The sequence below is a fragment of the Paenibacillus mobilis genome (assembly GCF_058267595.1).
Genome location: NZ_JBZCMS010000002.1, coordinates 474670 through 490310, shown reverse-complemented (window position 1 = coordinate 490310; position 15641 = coordinate 474670). Strand labels below are relative to the sequence as shown.

Sequence of the window (15641 nt, the reverse complement as noted above, 5' to 3'; positions counted from 1 at the left end):
AGCATAAAATAAAATAGACTTCAAAGATCAAGGTCTAGCAAAAAGCCGGAAATGGAGGTGATGCCTGCATGAACGAGAACGAAAATGAGTCCTGGCTGGCCGTTTTCCCCGACCGGATACGCTCTCTCCTCCTGCGGCTGCCGCCGCGTTTGCTCGGCGAGCTTGAAGAGGTGAGAATCCGCGAGGAACGTCCGCTGGAAATCAATGCCGGAGGGCGGTTCTATTTCCTGAAAGCAGAGGGGACGCTGACGGATCAGGCTGCGGATGCCGTTCGGACAGGCCGGGAAGACAGCCACAGGCTGCTTGACCTCATCACCAATCATTCCGTGTATACGATGGAAGAAGAACTGCGAAAAGGGTTTATTACCCTGCCCGGCGGACACCGGATGGGCCTGTCCGGACGAACGGTGCTCAGCCGCGGCAAAGTGGAGCACATTCGCGACATCAGCGGGTTTAACCTGCGGATTGCGAGGGAAATCAAAGGGGCCGCGGCAGGCGTTATGCCTCATCTTCTTGATTACCGGGGAAAAAGCGTGCTGCATACGCTGATCGTCGCTCCCCCGCAGCAGGGGAAAACAACGATGCTGCGGGACATCGCAAGGCTTGTCAGCAGCGGACAGTTCGGCCCTCACAGAGAGAAGTGGCCCGGACTGAAAGTGGCGATCATCGACGAACGGTCGGAGATCGCCGGATGCCGCCGGGGAGTGCCCAGCTTCGACATCGGGCCTCGAACGGACATCATGGACGGATGTCCGAAAGTGGAAGGGATCATGATGATGATCCGTTCCATGTCGCCCGACGTCATCATCGTGGACGAGATCGGCCGGCCGGAGGATGCGGAAGCGCTGACCCAGGCTCTGCATGCCGGAGTGAAGGTCATCGCCACCGCGCATGGCTCCGGCCTCGGCGGCATGCCGTCAAGTCCGCTGCTGAATGGAGTAGCAAGCGGCAGGTTGTTCCAGAGGTTTGTGACCCTGGGCCGTGCAGATCATGGCTTCGCCTTCAAAGTGTACGACGGGGAGTACAAGCCGCTGCTGTAGCTCCACAGCCGGCAACTTTATGATTTTCAGGCTGGAAAGGCGGTGAAGCAATGCTCAAAATGTTGGGCGCCGTTCTGGTCATTTTGGCCGCCACGCTGGCCGGCTGGGTGCAAGCCCGCCGATTTGCGGCCAGGCCCAGCGAAATCAGGCGTCTCATTTTATCCCTGCAAAGGCTCGACACGGAAATCGGGTACGGCTTCACTCCGCTTCCCGAGGCTTTCAGACGGATTGGGGCACAAAGCAGGGAGCCGTTGAATCGCATTTACAACGATGCGGCGGCATCCATGGAAGCCCCCCGGAACTGGACGGCCCAGGACAGCCTGCACGATGCGCTTAAAGAAAACTGGAAATTCACATCTATGAAAGCGCCCGAGAAGGAAGTGCTGCATCAGCTGGCTTTTACTCTGGGAACCAGTGACCGCACCAACCAGAAAAACCATATCCAGTCGGCGGTCAAGGCTTTGGAAGCGGAGGAGGCACAAGCTCTGGAAGAGCAGGCCCGTTACGAAAAGATGTGCAGAAGCCTCGGACTGCTGGTGGGCGCGTTTATTGTGATCCTGATCTATTAAAACGGTAACTCTCCCGGCAGGGATTGCGGAGAAAACAGCGAGGTGCCTTTGTCATGAACATAGAAGTGAACGCTATATTTCAAATCGCCGGAATCGGAATTATTATCGCCATGATTCATACCGTGCTGAAGCAGATGGGGAAAGAGGACATGGCCCACTGGGTAACCCTGATCGGTTTTGTGGTGGTGCTGTTTATGGTTGTCCGAATGCTGGACAGCCTGTTTCAGCAAATCAAAACGATCTTCCTTTTTCAGTAGGTGACCGGAAATGGACATGATTCAAATCGTCGGACTGGGCTTGATCGCAGCCGTACTTTCCCTCCTGATGCGGGAGCAGAAGCCGATTTTTGCTTTCCTGATCGCCGCTTTTGCCGGGATTACCATCTTTCTGTTCCTGATCGGCAAAATTGGCATGGTGCTGGATACGCTCGAGGAGCTGGCTGCGGCGTCAGGCGTTCAGAACGTCTATCTGAAAACCATCCTTAAAATAATCGGCATTGCTTACATCGCGGAGTTTGGTGCCCAAATCGTCCGGGATGCCGGACAGGAATCCATTGCTTCCAAAATCGAGCTGGCGGGAAAAGTTTTGATCATTGTACTGGCAGTTCCGATCATCGGCATCATTATTGAAACCGTGGTAAAGCTGCTGCCTGCCTAGAAACGAGGAATGAAGATGAAACACCGGTTCCGGACGATCCTGGGGATTTTGATTTTGCTCCTGTGGCTGGCCGCCTTCTTTTCATCTCCCGCCACAGCCTCTGCATCCACTGCCGGCGAAAGCGAATCCCTTTCGGATTCTACCGCTGCAGTGTCGGGGCAGCCGCAGGCAGCGGCCGGGCAGCAGGTGGATACGGACGAAATTGAAGGCTATTGGCAGGAGCTGATGAAAGAATACGGAGGTTTTTTTCCTGAAGGAAGCCTTCCGGCTTTTAAGGACATGATTCTCCCGGGCGGGGATGGCTTCAGCCTTTCGGCAGGCCTGTCGGGCCTGTTCCGGTTCATGTGGCACGAAGTGCTGTACAACGCCAAAATCCTGGTCACCATCGTTGTCCTTACCGTGTTCAGCATGCTGCTGGAAACCCTGCAGAGCGCGTTTGAAAAAGGAAACGTCGGCAAAATCGCTTTCTACATCTGTTACATGGTTTTGATTATTCTGGCGATTAACAGCTTCCATGTGGCCATTTCCTATGCGGCCAAAGCGATAGAGGGCATGATTGACTTCATGATGGCGATGGTTCCGCTGCTGTTTACTCTGCTGGCCTCTATGGGCAATGTCGTTACCGTTTCGGTTACGCATCCGCTGGTCGTTTTTATGGTCCACAGCGTCGGTACGCTTGTCCATATGGTGGTGTTTCCGCTTCTTTATTTCTCAGCCGTTCTTCATATCGTGAGTTCCATGAATGAAAGATACAAGCTGTCCAAGCTGGCGGACCTGCTCAGAACAGCTGGGATGGGGATTTTGGGCGTCATGCTTACGGTCTTCCTGGGCGTCATCTCCGTTAAAGGCGTCGCCGGCTCGGTGGCCGACGGGGTGACGCTCCGTACAGCCAAATATTTGACCGGCAATTTTGTTCCGGTCGTTGGGAAGGTGTTCTCGGATGCGACGGATACGGTCATATCGGCTTCGATTCTGGTAAAAAACGCAGTCGGGATTGTGGGCGTAGTCATCATCTTGTTCCTGTGCGCATTCCCGGCCATCAAAATCCTCACCCTGGCGCTGATCTACAACTTTTCGGCAGCGGTCATGCAGCCGCTTGGCGACACGCCCATAGTCGCCTGTCTGGAGACGATCGGCAAAAGCATGCTGTATGTTTTCGCCGTATTGGCGGCGGTCGGCCTGATGTTTTTTCTGGCGATAACGATTATGCTCACGGCGGGCAACATTACAGTAATGATGCGCTGAGGCCGGAAAAGGCGGGAGTGAATTCATGAACTGGTTAGGCGAATGGCTGAAACAAATCATTTTTATAGTGCTGTTGGCGGGCATTGTTGAAATGCTGCTTCCGAGCCGTTCCATGGAGCGGTACGTGAAGCTTGTGCTCAGCCTGCTCGTCCTGATGACGCTGCTGAGCCCGATCCTGAAGCTGCTGGACGGCAACCCGATAGAAAAGCTGCAGCAGGCGATCGAAGAGCAGCTCAGCCCGAAATCCGCAGGCGAATCCAGCCTGGAGCAAATCTTGAAGCAGGGCGAACTGCTCAGGCAGTCCAGTCTCGAGGATTCCTTGAAATGGGCGGGCACGGAAACGGCGCAGCAAATGAAAACGCAAATCGAAGCCGCTACGGGGCTGGATGTGAATCGGGTGGCTGTTTCGATCAAGGTAGTACCTGTTAACAACAAAAACGTAGCCCCCGCAGGTGCAGACGGACAGCAAAAATACGATAAGCCGGAAATCAGCAGCGTCAAGGTGTATTTGAACCCGGCAGCGGCGGACACGCCGGTTATGGCCCATACGGCAGAGTCGGAGGCGGGAGCTGAAGCGGATTTTTCAGCGGATTCATCGGGCGGAAAGATCCAGATCCCTTCAGTGAATTCCATACAAGTCCAGGTGGGCCCCGTTGGCGTCAAACCCGAGGATAACCGGACGCAGGAGGTTACGGAAGATTCGGCAGGGACGGATAACGAACCTGGAAACGGGGAAACCGGCGGTCTGGAAGCGAATGGGGATCAGATTGCCGTGGCGGCCCCTCAAACGCAGGAAACAAAGGAAATCAGCCGTTTGCTAGCCGGCAGCTGGGGGGTTTCCGAAGAACGGATCGGCATCTACCAGATTCAGAGCGAAGTCCAACCGTAAAGGAGGTGAGAACGGGAATGAACTGGTTCAAAAAACTTGAGCAGTGGATTGGCGGAGGTGAAGGCGGCGGGAAGAAAATACATACCTTCAGGCTGCTCATCATTATCGGGCTCATCGGCATCGCGATCATGCTGTTTAATTCCTTTGTCCATGTGAAGAAGATCGACACGGGCGGCGTCGGGAGAGAACCTCCCTCCGAAACGGCGAATACGACTGCGGCAGCCGCGGCGGACAGCGGAGACGGGAGTCCATTCGATGGCATTGAAGGCGAGATGGAGAACAAAATGAAAGACATTTTGGAGCAAATGGTTGGGGTCGGATCCGTGGATGTGATGGTAACGGTGGATTCTACGGAAGAAACCGTCTTTCAGCGAAATGTCAAGGACAGTCAGCAGTCTACGGACGAAACCGATGCCAGCGGGGGGAAAAGGCATGTCACGGAATACACCAGAGACGGCGAAATCGTAACCTATGAAATGTCCGGCAACCAGCAGCCGATCATTACCAAGAAAGTGAAACCACAAGTTCGCGGCGTGCTGGTCGTCGCCAAAGGCGCCGAAAACAAAATCGTTAAGCAAATGATCGTCGACGCCGTGGAAAAAGGATTGAACGTACCTGCGTACCGCATTTCTGTTGCTCCGAGAAAAACCGCTCAGTAAGGATCAGAGGTAAACCCAGCTTTCCTATATAACTCTTTGAGGAGGAATTATTCAATGAAAACAAAACGTCAAACAATTTGGCTCGTCTCCATGCTCAGCTTGATGGTGGTCCTTTCGGCTTATTATCTGTTTACTGAGGATTCAGGGCCTGCCGCAACCCAGTCGGCCGACGGACAGCAGGTTTCGGTTTCCGATACCCAGGGGGCGGCCTCCGGAGATTCCGGCGGCGCGATCGTCTCCGAAGTAACGGATGATTCCCAAGCCGCAGATGATGCGGCCGCAGCCGATGACAACCAAACGGCCGCAGCCGATGACAGCGCGGCAGCCGACAGCCAAACGGATACAAGCGGAACGGCAGCCGATCCGTCCAAAGCTCAGGCAGACGCCTCTGCGGCTACCAAGGGTGGAGATCAATCGGCAGCGGCTTCCTCCGGAGATAAAACCTCTGCGGACGATAAGCAGCAAGCAGCGGACCCAACGGCCAAAACGGACGAGGAAGTGCTGGAAACCGCTCAGGCTCAAGGCACTATAGGCAGCGATCAGATTGACCAATATCAATACGAGCGTGTGGAAGCCAATGACAAAAAAGCCGAAGAGCTGCTGCAAACGATGAATGACCTCAGCAAATCCCCTGAGGAAAACGCGCAAGCGGCCAACGAATATAATGCTCTTCAAGACAAAGAGTCCAAAATCAATGATATCGAGGAACAGGTTAGCCAACGTTACGGCAAAGCCGTTGTGACCGAAGACGACAACAGCTTCAAAGTGGTGGTCGCGAACGACAAACTGCAGGCTAAAGACGCCGCCACGATCATCGATCTTGTCATCAGCGAATTGGGCGTATCCCAAGATAAAGTGAAAGTTCAATATGTAAGTGCGGCAAAGTAATCGGTTTCAACAAACTTTATGCCAAAGAGTCCAAGGTTCTGCTTGGACTCTTTCTATTTCACCATCTTGTGATATAATACATAAAGTTATGTTCTGACCAAGTACCAAAGCTTTGCGGTGTCAAAGGAAGTTAAACGGTTTCGGCTGTGCGGATGACCGGTTTGCAATGCTTTCTTTACCAAGGGGACATGCCCGAAGCATCGGTCAGGGGTTACCCGGCTAGGTATTCTGGCGTTCTTCAAAAAAGCTGGAGGAGTGAATAGTTGATGTTTAAATTAAATGAAATCAAAGAATTGATCAAACTGGTGGACGAAACCTCTGTCCAAGAATTGGAAATCGAAAACGAAGGATCCCGCCTTACAATCCGCAAACCGGGCAAAACGGAAGTTGTGCAGGTGGCGGCAGCTCCGGTTGTCCAAGCGGCTCCGGCAGCTGTGGCAGCGGCTCAGCCTGCCCAAGAAGCCAAAGCTCCGGAACGTAAAGCGGCGGATTCCAACTTACATACGATCGTTTCCCCGATGGTGGGCACCTTTTACCGGGCTTCTTCCCCTGAAGCGGGTCCTTTCGTCGACAAGGGCGACCGTGTTTCGGACAAGACGGTGGTCTGCATTATCGAAGCAATGAAGCTGATGAATGAACTTGAAGCCGAGGTTAAAGGTGAAATCGTCGACATTTTGGTTGAAAACGGACAGCTTGTGGAATATGGGCAGCCCCTCTTTTTGGTGAAACCGGAATAAGAAGAACTCAAGAAATTGGTACCAGGAGGAAAAACCATGGAATTTCACAAAGTATTGATTGCCAACCGCGGCGAAATCGCGGTCCGGATTATCCGGGCCTGCCGGGAAATGAATATTTCCACGGTGGCCGTTTACTCCGAAGCGGACAAGGACTCCCTGCATGTACGTTTGGCGGATGAAGCCTACTGCATCGGACCTACTTTGTCCAAGGACAGTTATTTGAACTTTACGAACATTATGAGCGTCGCTACGCTTACGGAATGTGACGCCATCCATCCGGGATACGGCTTTTTGGCCGAAAACGCCGATTTCGCTGAAATCTGCGATTCCTGCAATATTACCTTCATCGGTCCTTCCGCTGACGCAATCAGCCGCATGGGCGACAAGTCGGTGGCTAAACAGACCATGAAGGAAGCCGGCGTTCCGGTTATTCCGGGCTCCGACGGCATTATCGAAGATCTGGACGAAGCGGTCATGATTGCCCGGGATATTGGATATCCTGTCATTATTAAGGCTACCGCCGGCGGCGGGGGCAAAGGCATTCGTTTGGCTGAGGATGAAGAATCCCTGATTCAGCAAATTACAACGGCTCAACAGGAAGCTCAAAAAGCCTTCGGCAACGCCGGAGTTTATCTCGAGAAATTCCTGACCGGCATGAAGCACGTTGAAATTCAAATTATGGCGGACCGCCATGGCAACGCTGTCTATCTGGGAGAGCGGGATTGTTCCGTACAACGCCGCCGCCAGAAGCTGGTCGAGGAATCCCCATGTCCGATATTGTCCCCTGAAAAACGGGCCGAAATGGGCGAAGCAGCCGTACGGGCTGCACTTGCCGTAGATTATTGCGGCGCAGGTACGCTTGAGTTTTTGCTGGGACCTGACGGACAGTTTTATTTTATGGAAATGAATACCCGCATTCAGGTCGAACATCCGGTTACGGAAATGGTGACCGGCGTAGACTTGATCAAAGAGATGATTTCCGTTTCGGAAGGCAACCCTCTGTCTTTTTCCCAAGAGGACATTGTCCTTAACGGCTGGTCGATTGAATGCCGGATCAATGCGGAAAATCCGGATCGCGGCTTCCTGCCGTCTCCGGGCAAAATCCAGTTTTATCTGGCTCCGGGCGGACCCGGCGTACGGGTGGACAGCGCAGCGTATCCGGGATATACGATCTCCCCGCATTATGATTCCATGATTGCGAAGCTGATCGTCTGGGCGCCGACCCGCGACGAAGCCATCGCCAAAATGAAACGCGCCTTGGCCGAATTTGCTGTGGAAGGTATTCACACCACCATCCCGTTTCATCAGAAATTGATGGATCATCCCGTGTTTATCCGCGGTGATTTTGATATTAAATTTCTGGAAGAACACGAGGTTTAAAAATTGGGCCAAGTTTGTCATAATGCAGGCGAAATGATATATTATGTATAATAAGTGCGCTTGCCTCTATGACGCTGGTCTGACGCAAACTTATTGAGAGGTGGAGAAGAAGATGAGTACTTTGCCGACTGAATTTGAACGTACCGATATTGGAGAAATTCAAATTGCACCGGAGGTAATTGAAGTGATTGCCGGTTTGGCAACCGTTGAGGTGAAGGGCGTTGCCGGGATGAGCGGCGGATTTGCCGGCGGGATTGCCGAATTGCTCGGACGCAAAAATTTGTCCAAAGGCGTTAAGGTCGAAGTGGGCCAGCGCGAAGCGGCTGTCGACGTATCGGTCATCATGGAATACGGGAACCGGATTCCTGAAGTGGCCAGCGAAGTTCAGCGTAACGTTAAACGTTCCATCGAGCAGATGACTGGGCTTTCCGTCGTTGAAGTCAACGTACATATTCATGACGTGATTTTCAAGGCGGCCGAGAAGCTTGAAGAAACCATCGATTTAAACAACAGGGTGAAATAACTGGAGTAAAATAAACCCCCGACGATTGAGTCAGGGGTTTACTATAATTTGGGGAGGCTGCAGATTTCGTGGCAAAGATTTTAGACAGGATTTTGCTTTTTATATACAGTCTAAGCATCGGCATCATCAGTGTAATTGCAATCCTCCTGCTCACAAACGCCGTTCCGGTTTCATTGGATTCCAATGAACAAAAGGTGCTTTATATTACCGTTTTGGTAGCAGCGGTCGTTTTATTCCTGCTCAGCATCCGTTTCTTCTATATCTCTATTCGCAGGGATCGTTCCTCGTTGCCGTCGATCGATCAGAGAACCGAATTTGGAGATATTCAAATTTCGGTCGAAACGATCGAAAACCTGTCCTACAAAGCCGCTTCACGGGTACGCGGGGTTAAAGACGTCAAAACGAGAATCCGGGTTTCGGAATCCGGTCTTGAAATCAACGTCCGTGCGCTGGTCGACGGCGAAACGGCCATTCCTCCGCTGACGGAGGAAGTGCAAAAGCAGGTTCATGATCAGGTGGAGGAAATTACCGGCATTCCGGTTTCTTATGTCTCCGTATATATTGCCAACCTGGTGCAATCGCCAGTCATCAAGAGCCGGGTGGAATAGGGGGAGTTCGTCCCGATGTTTTGGAAAGAATTGTGGACCAGCTATAGGGGACGCCTGCTGGGGGTTGCCGCTGCTGTATTTTTGATTATCATTTATTTAATATCCGGTTTTTGGAACATGATGTTTTGTGCTCTGATTCTGTTTATCGGCTATACGGCCGGTAAATACAAGGATCTTGATCAAGGCTCTTTGATACCATGGAAGGAAATAAGGGACTGGCTGTTAAGCAAATGGCGTCCTTTCCGATAATTCCTGTGATATGCTTTTCTCCTGAAAAACAGATGAAGCTGAATAATGCCCCAGGCGGCGGTGGAGAATAGCATTTCGCAGGTTTTTTCGTTTCGGGAGCTTCATCCCGGTTTCCGATTCCAGTGGGAGCAGTTGAGTCAGCTAGCTTAGGTTAATGCGATTGTATGAAATCAGGAGGAAATTAAGTGAAAAAACGTTTAACAAGGGAACTTGCCGTACAAAGCTTGTATCAGATGGAGATGAACGAAGTAGGCGCGCAGGAGGCGGTAATGATGCTGCTTACCGAAGCCGCTGAAGACAACGAAAGCGGCGTCGGCAGCGTCGGCAATCCGGATGAAGCCAGAGCACAAATCATGGAGCTGGTTGCAGGGGTAACCGAACGCAAAACCGCGATCGACGGGATATTGGAGCAGTATCTGAAGAATTGGCAGATCAGCCGGCTATCCCGGGTAGACCGCCAGATTCTCCGGCTGGCCGCATACGAAATGATTTTCCGCGACGATGTCCCGGCCAAGGTTGCCGTCAATGAGGCGATTGAACTGGCCAAACATTTCGGCACCGAGGAATCCGGCAAGTTCGTAAATGGCGTATTGGGCAAAATGATTCAGGATTTGGACAAGCTTAAAAATTAAAAATATAGCTGAGGGTTAAAGGAGACGGGGAAACGATGACAGCACCTATTATCAACGGGAAACAGGTATCAGAAGAAATTCGCGGCCAAATTCGTATTGAAGTAGAAGAGCTTAAAGGAAAGGGAGTCCAGCCAGGTCTTGCCGTCGTGCTTGTTGGCGAAGATCCGGCTTCCCAGGTTTACGTCCGCAACAAAGAAAAGGCCTGCATCGACCTTGGCTTTTATTCGGAGGTTCATCGTTTGCCGGCATCCACTACCCAGGAAGATCTGCTTGCTCTTATTGAAAAATTAAACGGACAAGCCAGCATTCACGGCATTTTGGTCCAGCTGCCGCTTCCTTCCCATATCCTTGAGAAATCGGTGATCGACGCCATTTCGGTTGAAAAAGATGTGGATGGCTTTCACCCAGTTAACGTAGGGAATCTCGTGATCGGGGATGACAGCCTGCTGCCCTGTACGCCAGCGGGGGTAATCGAGCTGATCAAACGTGCGGGCATTGAAATCAGCGGCAAACATGCCGTTGTTATCGGCCGCAGCAATATTGTGGGCAAGCCGGTATCCCTGCTGCTCCAGCGCGAGAACGCTACGGTGACGATGTGCCATTCCCGCACGGCGAATATGAAGGAACTGACCAAACAGGCGGATATCGTGGTTGTGGCGATCGGCCGGGCCAATTTCGTGGATGCTTCCTACATCAAACCGGGTGCGGTTGTCATCGACGTCGGCATGAACCGTTTAGAGAACGGGAAGCTGGCCGGTGACGTGGATTTTGCAAGCGTGCAGGAGGTTTCAGGTCCGATTACGCCGGTGCCCGGCGGTGTAGGTCCGATGACCATTACAATGCTGATGAAAAATACGCTGATCGCCGCCAAAAGGCTGAACGGCTTGTCCTGATGCCTGCGGGCATCCTAGCGGCCTGATAAAGGAGGCTTTGCTGTGGAACAGCGCATTTATACGATCAAGGAATTAAACAAATATATCCGCATGAAAATGGAAAGCGATCCGCTGCTGTCCGAAGTATGGATCCGCGGGGAGATTTCCAACTTCACGCACCACTCCAGCGGACATATGTATTTTACGTTAAAAGATGCCGACAGCCGGATCAAAAGCATCATGTTTGCTTCGCATAACCAGAGGCTTCCTTTTATTCCGAAGGAAGGCTCGAGGGTTATTGCCCGGGGCAACGTATCCGTATTTGAACGAGACGGCCAATATCAGTTTTATGCGACGCATATGCAGCCGGACGGCATCGGCAGTTTGTATCTGGCTTATGAGCAGCTGAAGAAAAAGCTGGAGCAGGAAGGCCTTTTTGAGGCTTCCACTAAAAAAGCGATTCCGAAATTTCCGCGCAGCATCGGCGTTGTGACCTCGCCGACAGGCGCGGCGGTCAGGGACATCATGATCACGCTGCAAAGAAGGTATCCGCAGGCGAATATTGTGCTTTATCCCGTGCTTGTGCAGGGAAAAGGCGCTGCGCCTTCGATCGTCAAGGCCATCCGCGAGCTGAATCATCTAGGCGAGGCGGATGTGCTGATTGTGGGACGCGGCGGCGGCTCACTTGAAGAGCTTTGGGCCTTCAACGAAGAAATCGTAGCCAGAGCGATCTATGATTCGGCGATCCCTATTATTTCGGCCGTCGGGCACGAAACGGACTTTACGATCGCCGACTTTGTGGCCGATCTGCGGGCGGCCACGCCGACGGCTGCGGCCGAGCTTGCGGTGCCGCATATCGCGGATTTGAAGGAGCTGCTGCGCCAGCTCCAGCGTTCGCTGCGGCAGGGGCTGCAGCATAGGGCGTCCCGCGAGCGCGAGCGCCTCGCGCGCCTGCAGAGGTCGCCGGCGCTGACGCAGCCGCGCCGCCAGGTGCTTCAGCATGTCCAGCGTTTGGACATGCTGAAGCATCGGCTGTCCCGCACGATGGACAGCCGGGTGAAGCTGACAGCCGGCCGGCACGGGCGGCTGCATGAATCGCTGCTGCGCTACCATCCGCAAGCGCAGCTGAACCAGGCTTCAGCCCGCGGGGACGAGCTTGACCGCCGGCTGAAGCAAAACATGGCTGCGCTGCTCAAAGATCGCTCCGCCGCGCTCGGCAGCACGATCAGGCAGCTTGACGCGCTGAGTCCGCTTAAAGTAATGGGCCGGGGCTACAGCCTCGTCTACGATGAGAAAGAACAGCAGCTGATTAAGTCGATCCGCCAGGTGCAGCCCGGGGATCAGTTGAAGATCAAAGTGACCGACGGTGAACTGGACTGTCAGGTTTGGGGCATAAAGCCGGAAGGAGAAGACCATGGAAGAACAGAAACAGGAAATTAGTTTTGAAGAAGCCATGAGCGAACTGGAGGCCATCGTCTCCCAGCTTGAGCATGGGGACGTTCCGCTGGAGAAAGCGATCGATCTGTTTCAGCAGGGAATGAAGCTGTCCCAGCTTTGCGGTCAAAAGCTGGAGCAGGTCGAGCGCAAAATCGAAATGATCGTAGAGGTTGATGGAAACGTCGTTAAGAAACCTTATAGTGAAAACGGTGGAGGAAGCGGTGATTTTGCTTGATCCAACCATCGTTCGGGCAATATATGGAGGACATTTGCGGCCATATCAACACGGCATTGGAACGGTTTTTGCCGGAGGAATGGCGCGTTCCGGACACGCTTAAGGAAGCCATGCTTTATTCATTAACCGCCGGGGGAAAAAGATTGCGCCCTCTGCTGGTCATTGCGGCGGCCGAAAGCCTTGGCGGCAGCCGGGAGGCGGCGATGCCCGTGGCCTGCGCGGTCGAAATGGTCCATACCTATTCTCTCATCCACGATGATCTTCCGGCTATGGACAATGACGATTACAGACGCGGCAAACCCACCAACCACAAAGTGTTCGGGGAGGCCGCGGCCATTCTTGCCGGAGACGGCCTGTTGACGCATGCTTTTTACAGCATTGCACAAGCTTCTGATCGGTATCATGTGCCGGCGGAGCAGACCTTGGCCATTGTCGAGGAGCTTTCCCGATGCGCGGGACCTTGCGGCATGGTCGGAGGACAAGCGGCGGATATGGAAGCGGAGCAGGGGGTAACGGATCTGGACGGACTCCGGTATATTCATGAGCATAAAACGGGCGACCTTATTGTATTTGCGCTCAAAGCGGGCGGACGGATCGCATCCGCTTCTCCTGCGCAGCTCCGGGCTCTCGAGATTTTTGGACGAAACATAGGATTTGCCTTTCAGATTCAGGACGATATTTTGGACCTGATCGGCGATGAAGCCAAACTCGGGAAAAGCACGCAAAGCGACGTTAAGATGAACAAAGTGACCTACCCTTATTTCGCCGGGCTCGAAGCTTCACGCGCCGAGGTTGCAAGATTGACGGCGGAAGCAAAAGAAGCCCTGTACGAAGGCGGCATTCCGGATCCGCGGCGATTGCTGGAGATTTCGGACTTTTTGCTGAAGCGGGACCATTAATACGGAACCAATAAGCATAAAAATAAAGGGTTTTGCGTATTCATAACGGCAAAGCTGCGCCAGAACGATTGCATCCTTGTAGGACAAACGGCGCAAAATTTGCCGTTATTTCTGCTGCATGCTCTTTTATGATATAATTGGGAACACTACTACTGAATGTTATTTAAACCATGGAAAGCGGGGAATTCAAATGCTGCTTTCGCAAATCAGCGGACCTGAAGATATCAAAAACCTGTCCGTCGATGAGCTTGCACCCCTGGCGGCGCAGATTCGTCAGTTTCTAATTGAGAAGCTGTCCGTTACGGGAGGTCATCTGGCTTCCAATCTGGGGGTAGTGGAATTGACGCTTGCGCTTCATTACCGCTACAACAGCCCCAAAGATAAATTTATATACGATGTCGGCCATCAGGCTTATGTCCATAAAATTTTGACCGGACGAATGGACAAATTCGACACTTTACGGAAGCAGAACGGATTGTGCGGTTTCGTCAAACGGAGCGAAAGCGAACACGACGTTTGGGAAGCCGGCCACAGCAGCACTTCTTTGTCTGCCGCTATGGGCATGGCATTGGCCCGCGATTTGAAAGGCGAGGATTTTAAGGTCATTCCGGTTATCGGAGACGGTGCCCTGACGGGCGGCATGGCTTTTGAAGCGTTGAACCATATCGGCCATGAGAAGAAAAAGCTGATGGTTATCCTGAACGATAACGAAATGTCTATCGCGCCTAACGTTGGGGCCATGCACAACTATTTGTCGCGCATCCGTTCGGACCGTACTTATTTGCGGGCTAAAGACGAGATCGAAATCCTGCTGCGAAAAATACCCGCGATCGGCGGCAAGCTGGCCAAAACGGCCGAAAAGGTCAAAGACAGCCTGAAATACATGATGGTTCCCGGCATTTTGTTCGAGGAGCTCGGTTTTACTTATTTAGGGCCTATAGACGGACACGATCTGAACAAACTGCTGGAAACCTTCAAGCAGGCGGACAACGTGGACGGTCCCGTGCTGGTGCATGTGTTGACTACCAAAGGTAAAGGTTATCAGCCTGCGGAAGCCGATTCCCACAAATGGCACGGCATTTCGCCTTACAAGATCGAATCCGGCCAGGTGCTTAAAGCCGTCGGTAATCCGATGTATACGGAGGTTTTCGGTCAAACGCTGATTGAACTCGCCGAACACGACGAACGGATCGTAGCGGTAACGCCCGCCATGCCGGGAGGCTCCGGACTTGTGCCGTTTTCAAAACGTTTCCCGGACCGTATGATCGATGTCGGCATCGCCGAACAGCATGCGGCCACGATGTGTGCCGCGCTGGCATTGGAAGGCATGAAACCCGTTTACGCGGTATATTCGACCTTTATGCAGCGGGCTTATGACCAGATCGTGCACGACATCTGCCGTCATAACGCCAACGTGATGTTTGCCATTGATCGGGCCGGTTTTGTCGGAGCGGACGGAGAAACGCATCAGGGCGTTTATGATATTGCCTTTATGCGCCATATTCCAAATATCGTACTTATGATGCCCAAAGATGAAAACGAGCTCCGCCACATGATGAAAACGGCGCTTGAATATAACGACGGTCCGATCGCTTACCGTTATCCGCGCGTTAACGGAACCGGAGTCAAGCTGGATGAGCGGCTTGTGCCGATTCCGATCGGGAGCTGGGAAACGCTCCGCCAAGGCGAGAGCATCGCCATTGCGGCCATCGGGCCGATGGTTCAGATCGCCGAAGAAGCAGCGGAAGTTCTTAAAACTTCCGGCATCAAGGTGACGGTCGTCAACGCCCGGTTCCTTAAACCGCTTGATGATCAGCTGTTAGCCGAACTGGCTAAAACGCACCGTACGCTGATTGTACTTGAAGAAGCCAGTCAGGCCGGCAGTTTGGGCAGCGCGGTTCTTGAATTTTACGCGGAGCACGAAATGGCTGGTTGCGAAGTGAGACTGATGGGCATTCCTGACCGCTTCATCGAGCACGGCAGTGTGAAGGAGCAGCGCGAGCAGGTTGGTTTGACCGTAGAAGCGGTGGTTCAGCATGTGCAGAAAGCAAGGAACGAACAAGCTTTTGCTTATGCGAAAAAGACGTTCCCGTCTTAGTTCCACTTGATCGGATTAACATAC

19 protein-coding genes are annotated in these 15641 nt (G+C 52.9%); all 19 read left to right on the top strand.

What is annotated here, in order from left to right:
* Nucleotides 1-68 precede the first annotated feature (68 nt).
* The 19 genes from spoIIIAA (at nucleotide 69) to dxs (ending at nucleotide 15617) form a co-directional block, all read left to right on the top strand.
* Nucleotides 69-1040 carry a stage III sporulation protein AA gene (gene spoIIIAA, locus AC3ZPD_RS05535; protein ID WP_490983265.1) on the top strand — a complete coding sequence of 324 codons (972 nt, stop codon included), beginning with the start codon at nucleotides 69-71 and terminating at the stop codon, nucleotides 1038-1040.
* Between the two features lie 50 nt (nucleotides 1041-1090).
* Nucleotides 1091-1609, top strand: coding sequence for a stage III sporulation protein SpoIIIAB (gene spoIIIAB / locus AC3ZPD_RS05530; protein ID WP_490983264.1), 519 nt, complete (start codon nucleotides 1091-1093; stop codon nucleotides 1607-1609).
* A 53-nt stretch (nucleotides 1610-1662) separates the two neighbouring features.
* Nucleotides 1663-1866, top strand: a complete 204-nt coding sequence (gene spoIIIAC / locus AC3ZPD_RS05525; protein ID WP_068696094.1) for a stage III sporulation protein AC — start codon at nucleotides 1663-1665, stop codon at nucleotides 1864-1866.
* A gap of 10 nt (nucleotides 1867-1876) precedes the next feature.
* Entirely contained in the window at nucleotides 1877-2266 is a 390-nt protein-coding gene (spoIIIAD, locus tag AC3ZPD_RS05520) for a stage III sporulation protein AD (RefSeq protein ID WP_490983263.1), read from the top strand.
* 15 nt (nucleotides 2267-2281) lie between these two features.
* The gene (gene spoIIIAE, locus AC3ZPD_RS05515; protein ID WP_490983262.1) at nucleotides 2282-3511 is read left to right on the top strand and encodes a stage III sporulation protein AE; all 1230 of its coding nucleotides are present in this window, start codon (nucleotides 2282-2284) and stop codon (nucleotides 3509-3511) included.
* A gap of 25 nt (nucleotides 3512-3536) precedes the next feature.
* Nucleotides 3537-4400 (top strand): stage III sporulation protein AF, encoded by an 864-nt coding sequence (spoIIIAF, locus tag AC3ZPD_RS05510; RefSeq protein ID WP_490983261.1) that lies wholly within the window; start codon nucleotides 3537-3539, stop codon nucleotides 4398-4400.
* 17 nt (nucleotides 4401-4417) lie between these two features.
* A complete protein-coding gene (gene spoIIIAG / locus AC3ZPD_RS05505; protein ID WP_490983260.1) occupies nucleotides 4418-5059 on the top strand; it encodes a stage III sporulation protein AG in 642 nt (213 codons plus the stop codon).
* A gap of 54 nt (nucleotides 5060-5113) precedes the next feature.
* Nucleotides 5114-5947: a SpoIIIAH-like family protein gene (locus AC3ZPD_RS05500; RefSeq protein ID WP_490983259.1), complete on the top strand. Its 834-nt coding sequence runs from the start codon at nucleotides 5114-5116 to the stop codon at nucleotides 5945-5947.
* Nucleotides 5948-6213: 266 nt separating this feature from the next.
* Nucleotides 6214-6684 carry an acetyl-CoA carboxylase biotin carboxyl carrier protein gene (accB, locus tag AC3ZPD_RS05495; RefSeq protein ID WP_490983258.1) on the top strand — a complete coding sequence of 157 codons (471 nt, stop codon included), beginning with the start codon at nucleotides 6214-6216 and terminating at the stop codon, nucleotides 6682-6684.
* A 36-nt stretch (nucleotides 6685-6720) separates the two neighbouring features.
* Complete coding sequence (gene accC, locus AC3ZPD_RS05490; RefSeq protein ID WP_490983257.1) at nucleotides 6721-8064, top strand: acetyl-CoA carboxylase biotin carboxylase subunit; 1344 nt, start codon at nucleotides 6721-6723, stop codon at nucleotides 8062-8064.
* A gap of 112 nt (nucleotides 8065-8176) precedes the next feature.
* A complete protein-coding gene (locus tag AC3ZPD_RS05485) occupies nucleotides 8177-8587 on the top strand; it encodes an Asp23/Gls24 family envelope stress response protein (RefSeq protein WP_490983256.1) in 411 nt (136 codons plus the stop codon).
* Nucleotides 8588-8655: 68 nt separating this feature from the next.
* Nucleotides 8656-9195: an alkaline shock response membrane anchor protein AmaP gene (gene amaP, locus AC3ZPD_RS05480; RefSeq protein ID WP_490983255.1), complete on the top strand. Its 540-nt coding sequence runs from the start codon at nucleotides 8656-8658 to the stop codon at nucleotides 9193-9195.
* A gap of 15 nt (nucleotides 9196-9210) precedes the next feature.
* Nucleotides 9211-9444 carry a DUF2273 domain-containing protein gene (locus AC3ZPD_RS05475; RefSeq protein ID WP_490983254.1) on the top strand — a complete coding sequence of 78 codons (234 nt, stop codon included), beginning with the start codon at nucleotides 9211-9213 and terminating at the stop codon, nucleotides 9442-9444.
* A gap of 185 nt (nucleotides 9445-9629) precedes the next feature.
* Nucleotides 9630-10076 carry a transcription antitermination factor NusB gene (gene nusB, locus AC3ZPD_RS05470; protein WP_490983253.1) on the top strand — a complete coding sequence of 149 codons (447 nt, stop codon included), beginning with the start codon at nucleotides 9630-9632 and terminating at the stop codon, nucleotides 10074-10076.
* 35 nt (nucleotides 10077-10111) lie between these two features.
* Nucleotides 10112-10969: a bifunctional methylenetetrahydrofolate dehydrogenase/methenyltetrahydrofolate cyclohydrolase FolD gene (gene folD, locus AC3ZPD_RS05465; protein ID WP_490983252.1), complete on the top strand. Its 858-nt coding sequence runs from the start codon at nucleotides 10112-10114 to the stop codon at nucleotides 10967-10969.
* 90 nt (nucleotides 10970-11059) lie between these two features.
* Nucleotides 11060-12388: an exodeoxyribonuclease VII large subunit gene (xseA, locus tag AC3ZPD_RS05460; RefSeq protein ID WP_490983440.1), complete on the top strand. Its 1329-nt coding sequence runs from the start codon at nucleotides 11060-11062 to the stop codon at nucleotides 12386-12388.
* Nucleotides 12363-12620: an exodeoxyribonuclease VII small subunit gene (gene xseB, locus AC3ZPD_RS05455; RefSeq protein ID WP_490983251.1), complete on the top strand. Its 258-nt coding sequence runs from the start codon at nucleotides 12363-12365 to the stop codon at nucleotides 12618-12620. Before xseA ends, xseB begins: the two co-directional genes overlap by 26 nt.
* A gap of 23 nt (nucleotides 12621-12643) precedes the next feature.
* Entirely contained in the window at nucleotides 12644-13519 is an 876-nt protein-coding gene (locus tag AC3ZPD_RS05450; RefSeq protein WP_490983439.1) for a polyprenyl synthetase family protein, read from the top strand.
* A 190-nt stretch (nucleotides 13520-13709) separates the two neighbouring features.
* Nucleotides 13710-15617 carry a 1-deoxy-D-xylulose-5-phosphate synthase gene (gene dxs / locus AC3ZPD_RS05445; protein ID WP_490983250.1) on the top strand — a complete coding sequence of 636 codons (1908 nt, stop codon included), beginning with the start codon at nucleotides 13710-13712 and terminating at the stop codon, nucleotides 15615-15617.
* Nucleotides 15618-15641 lie beyond the last annotated feature (24 nt).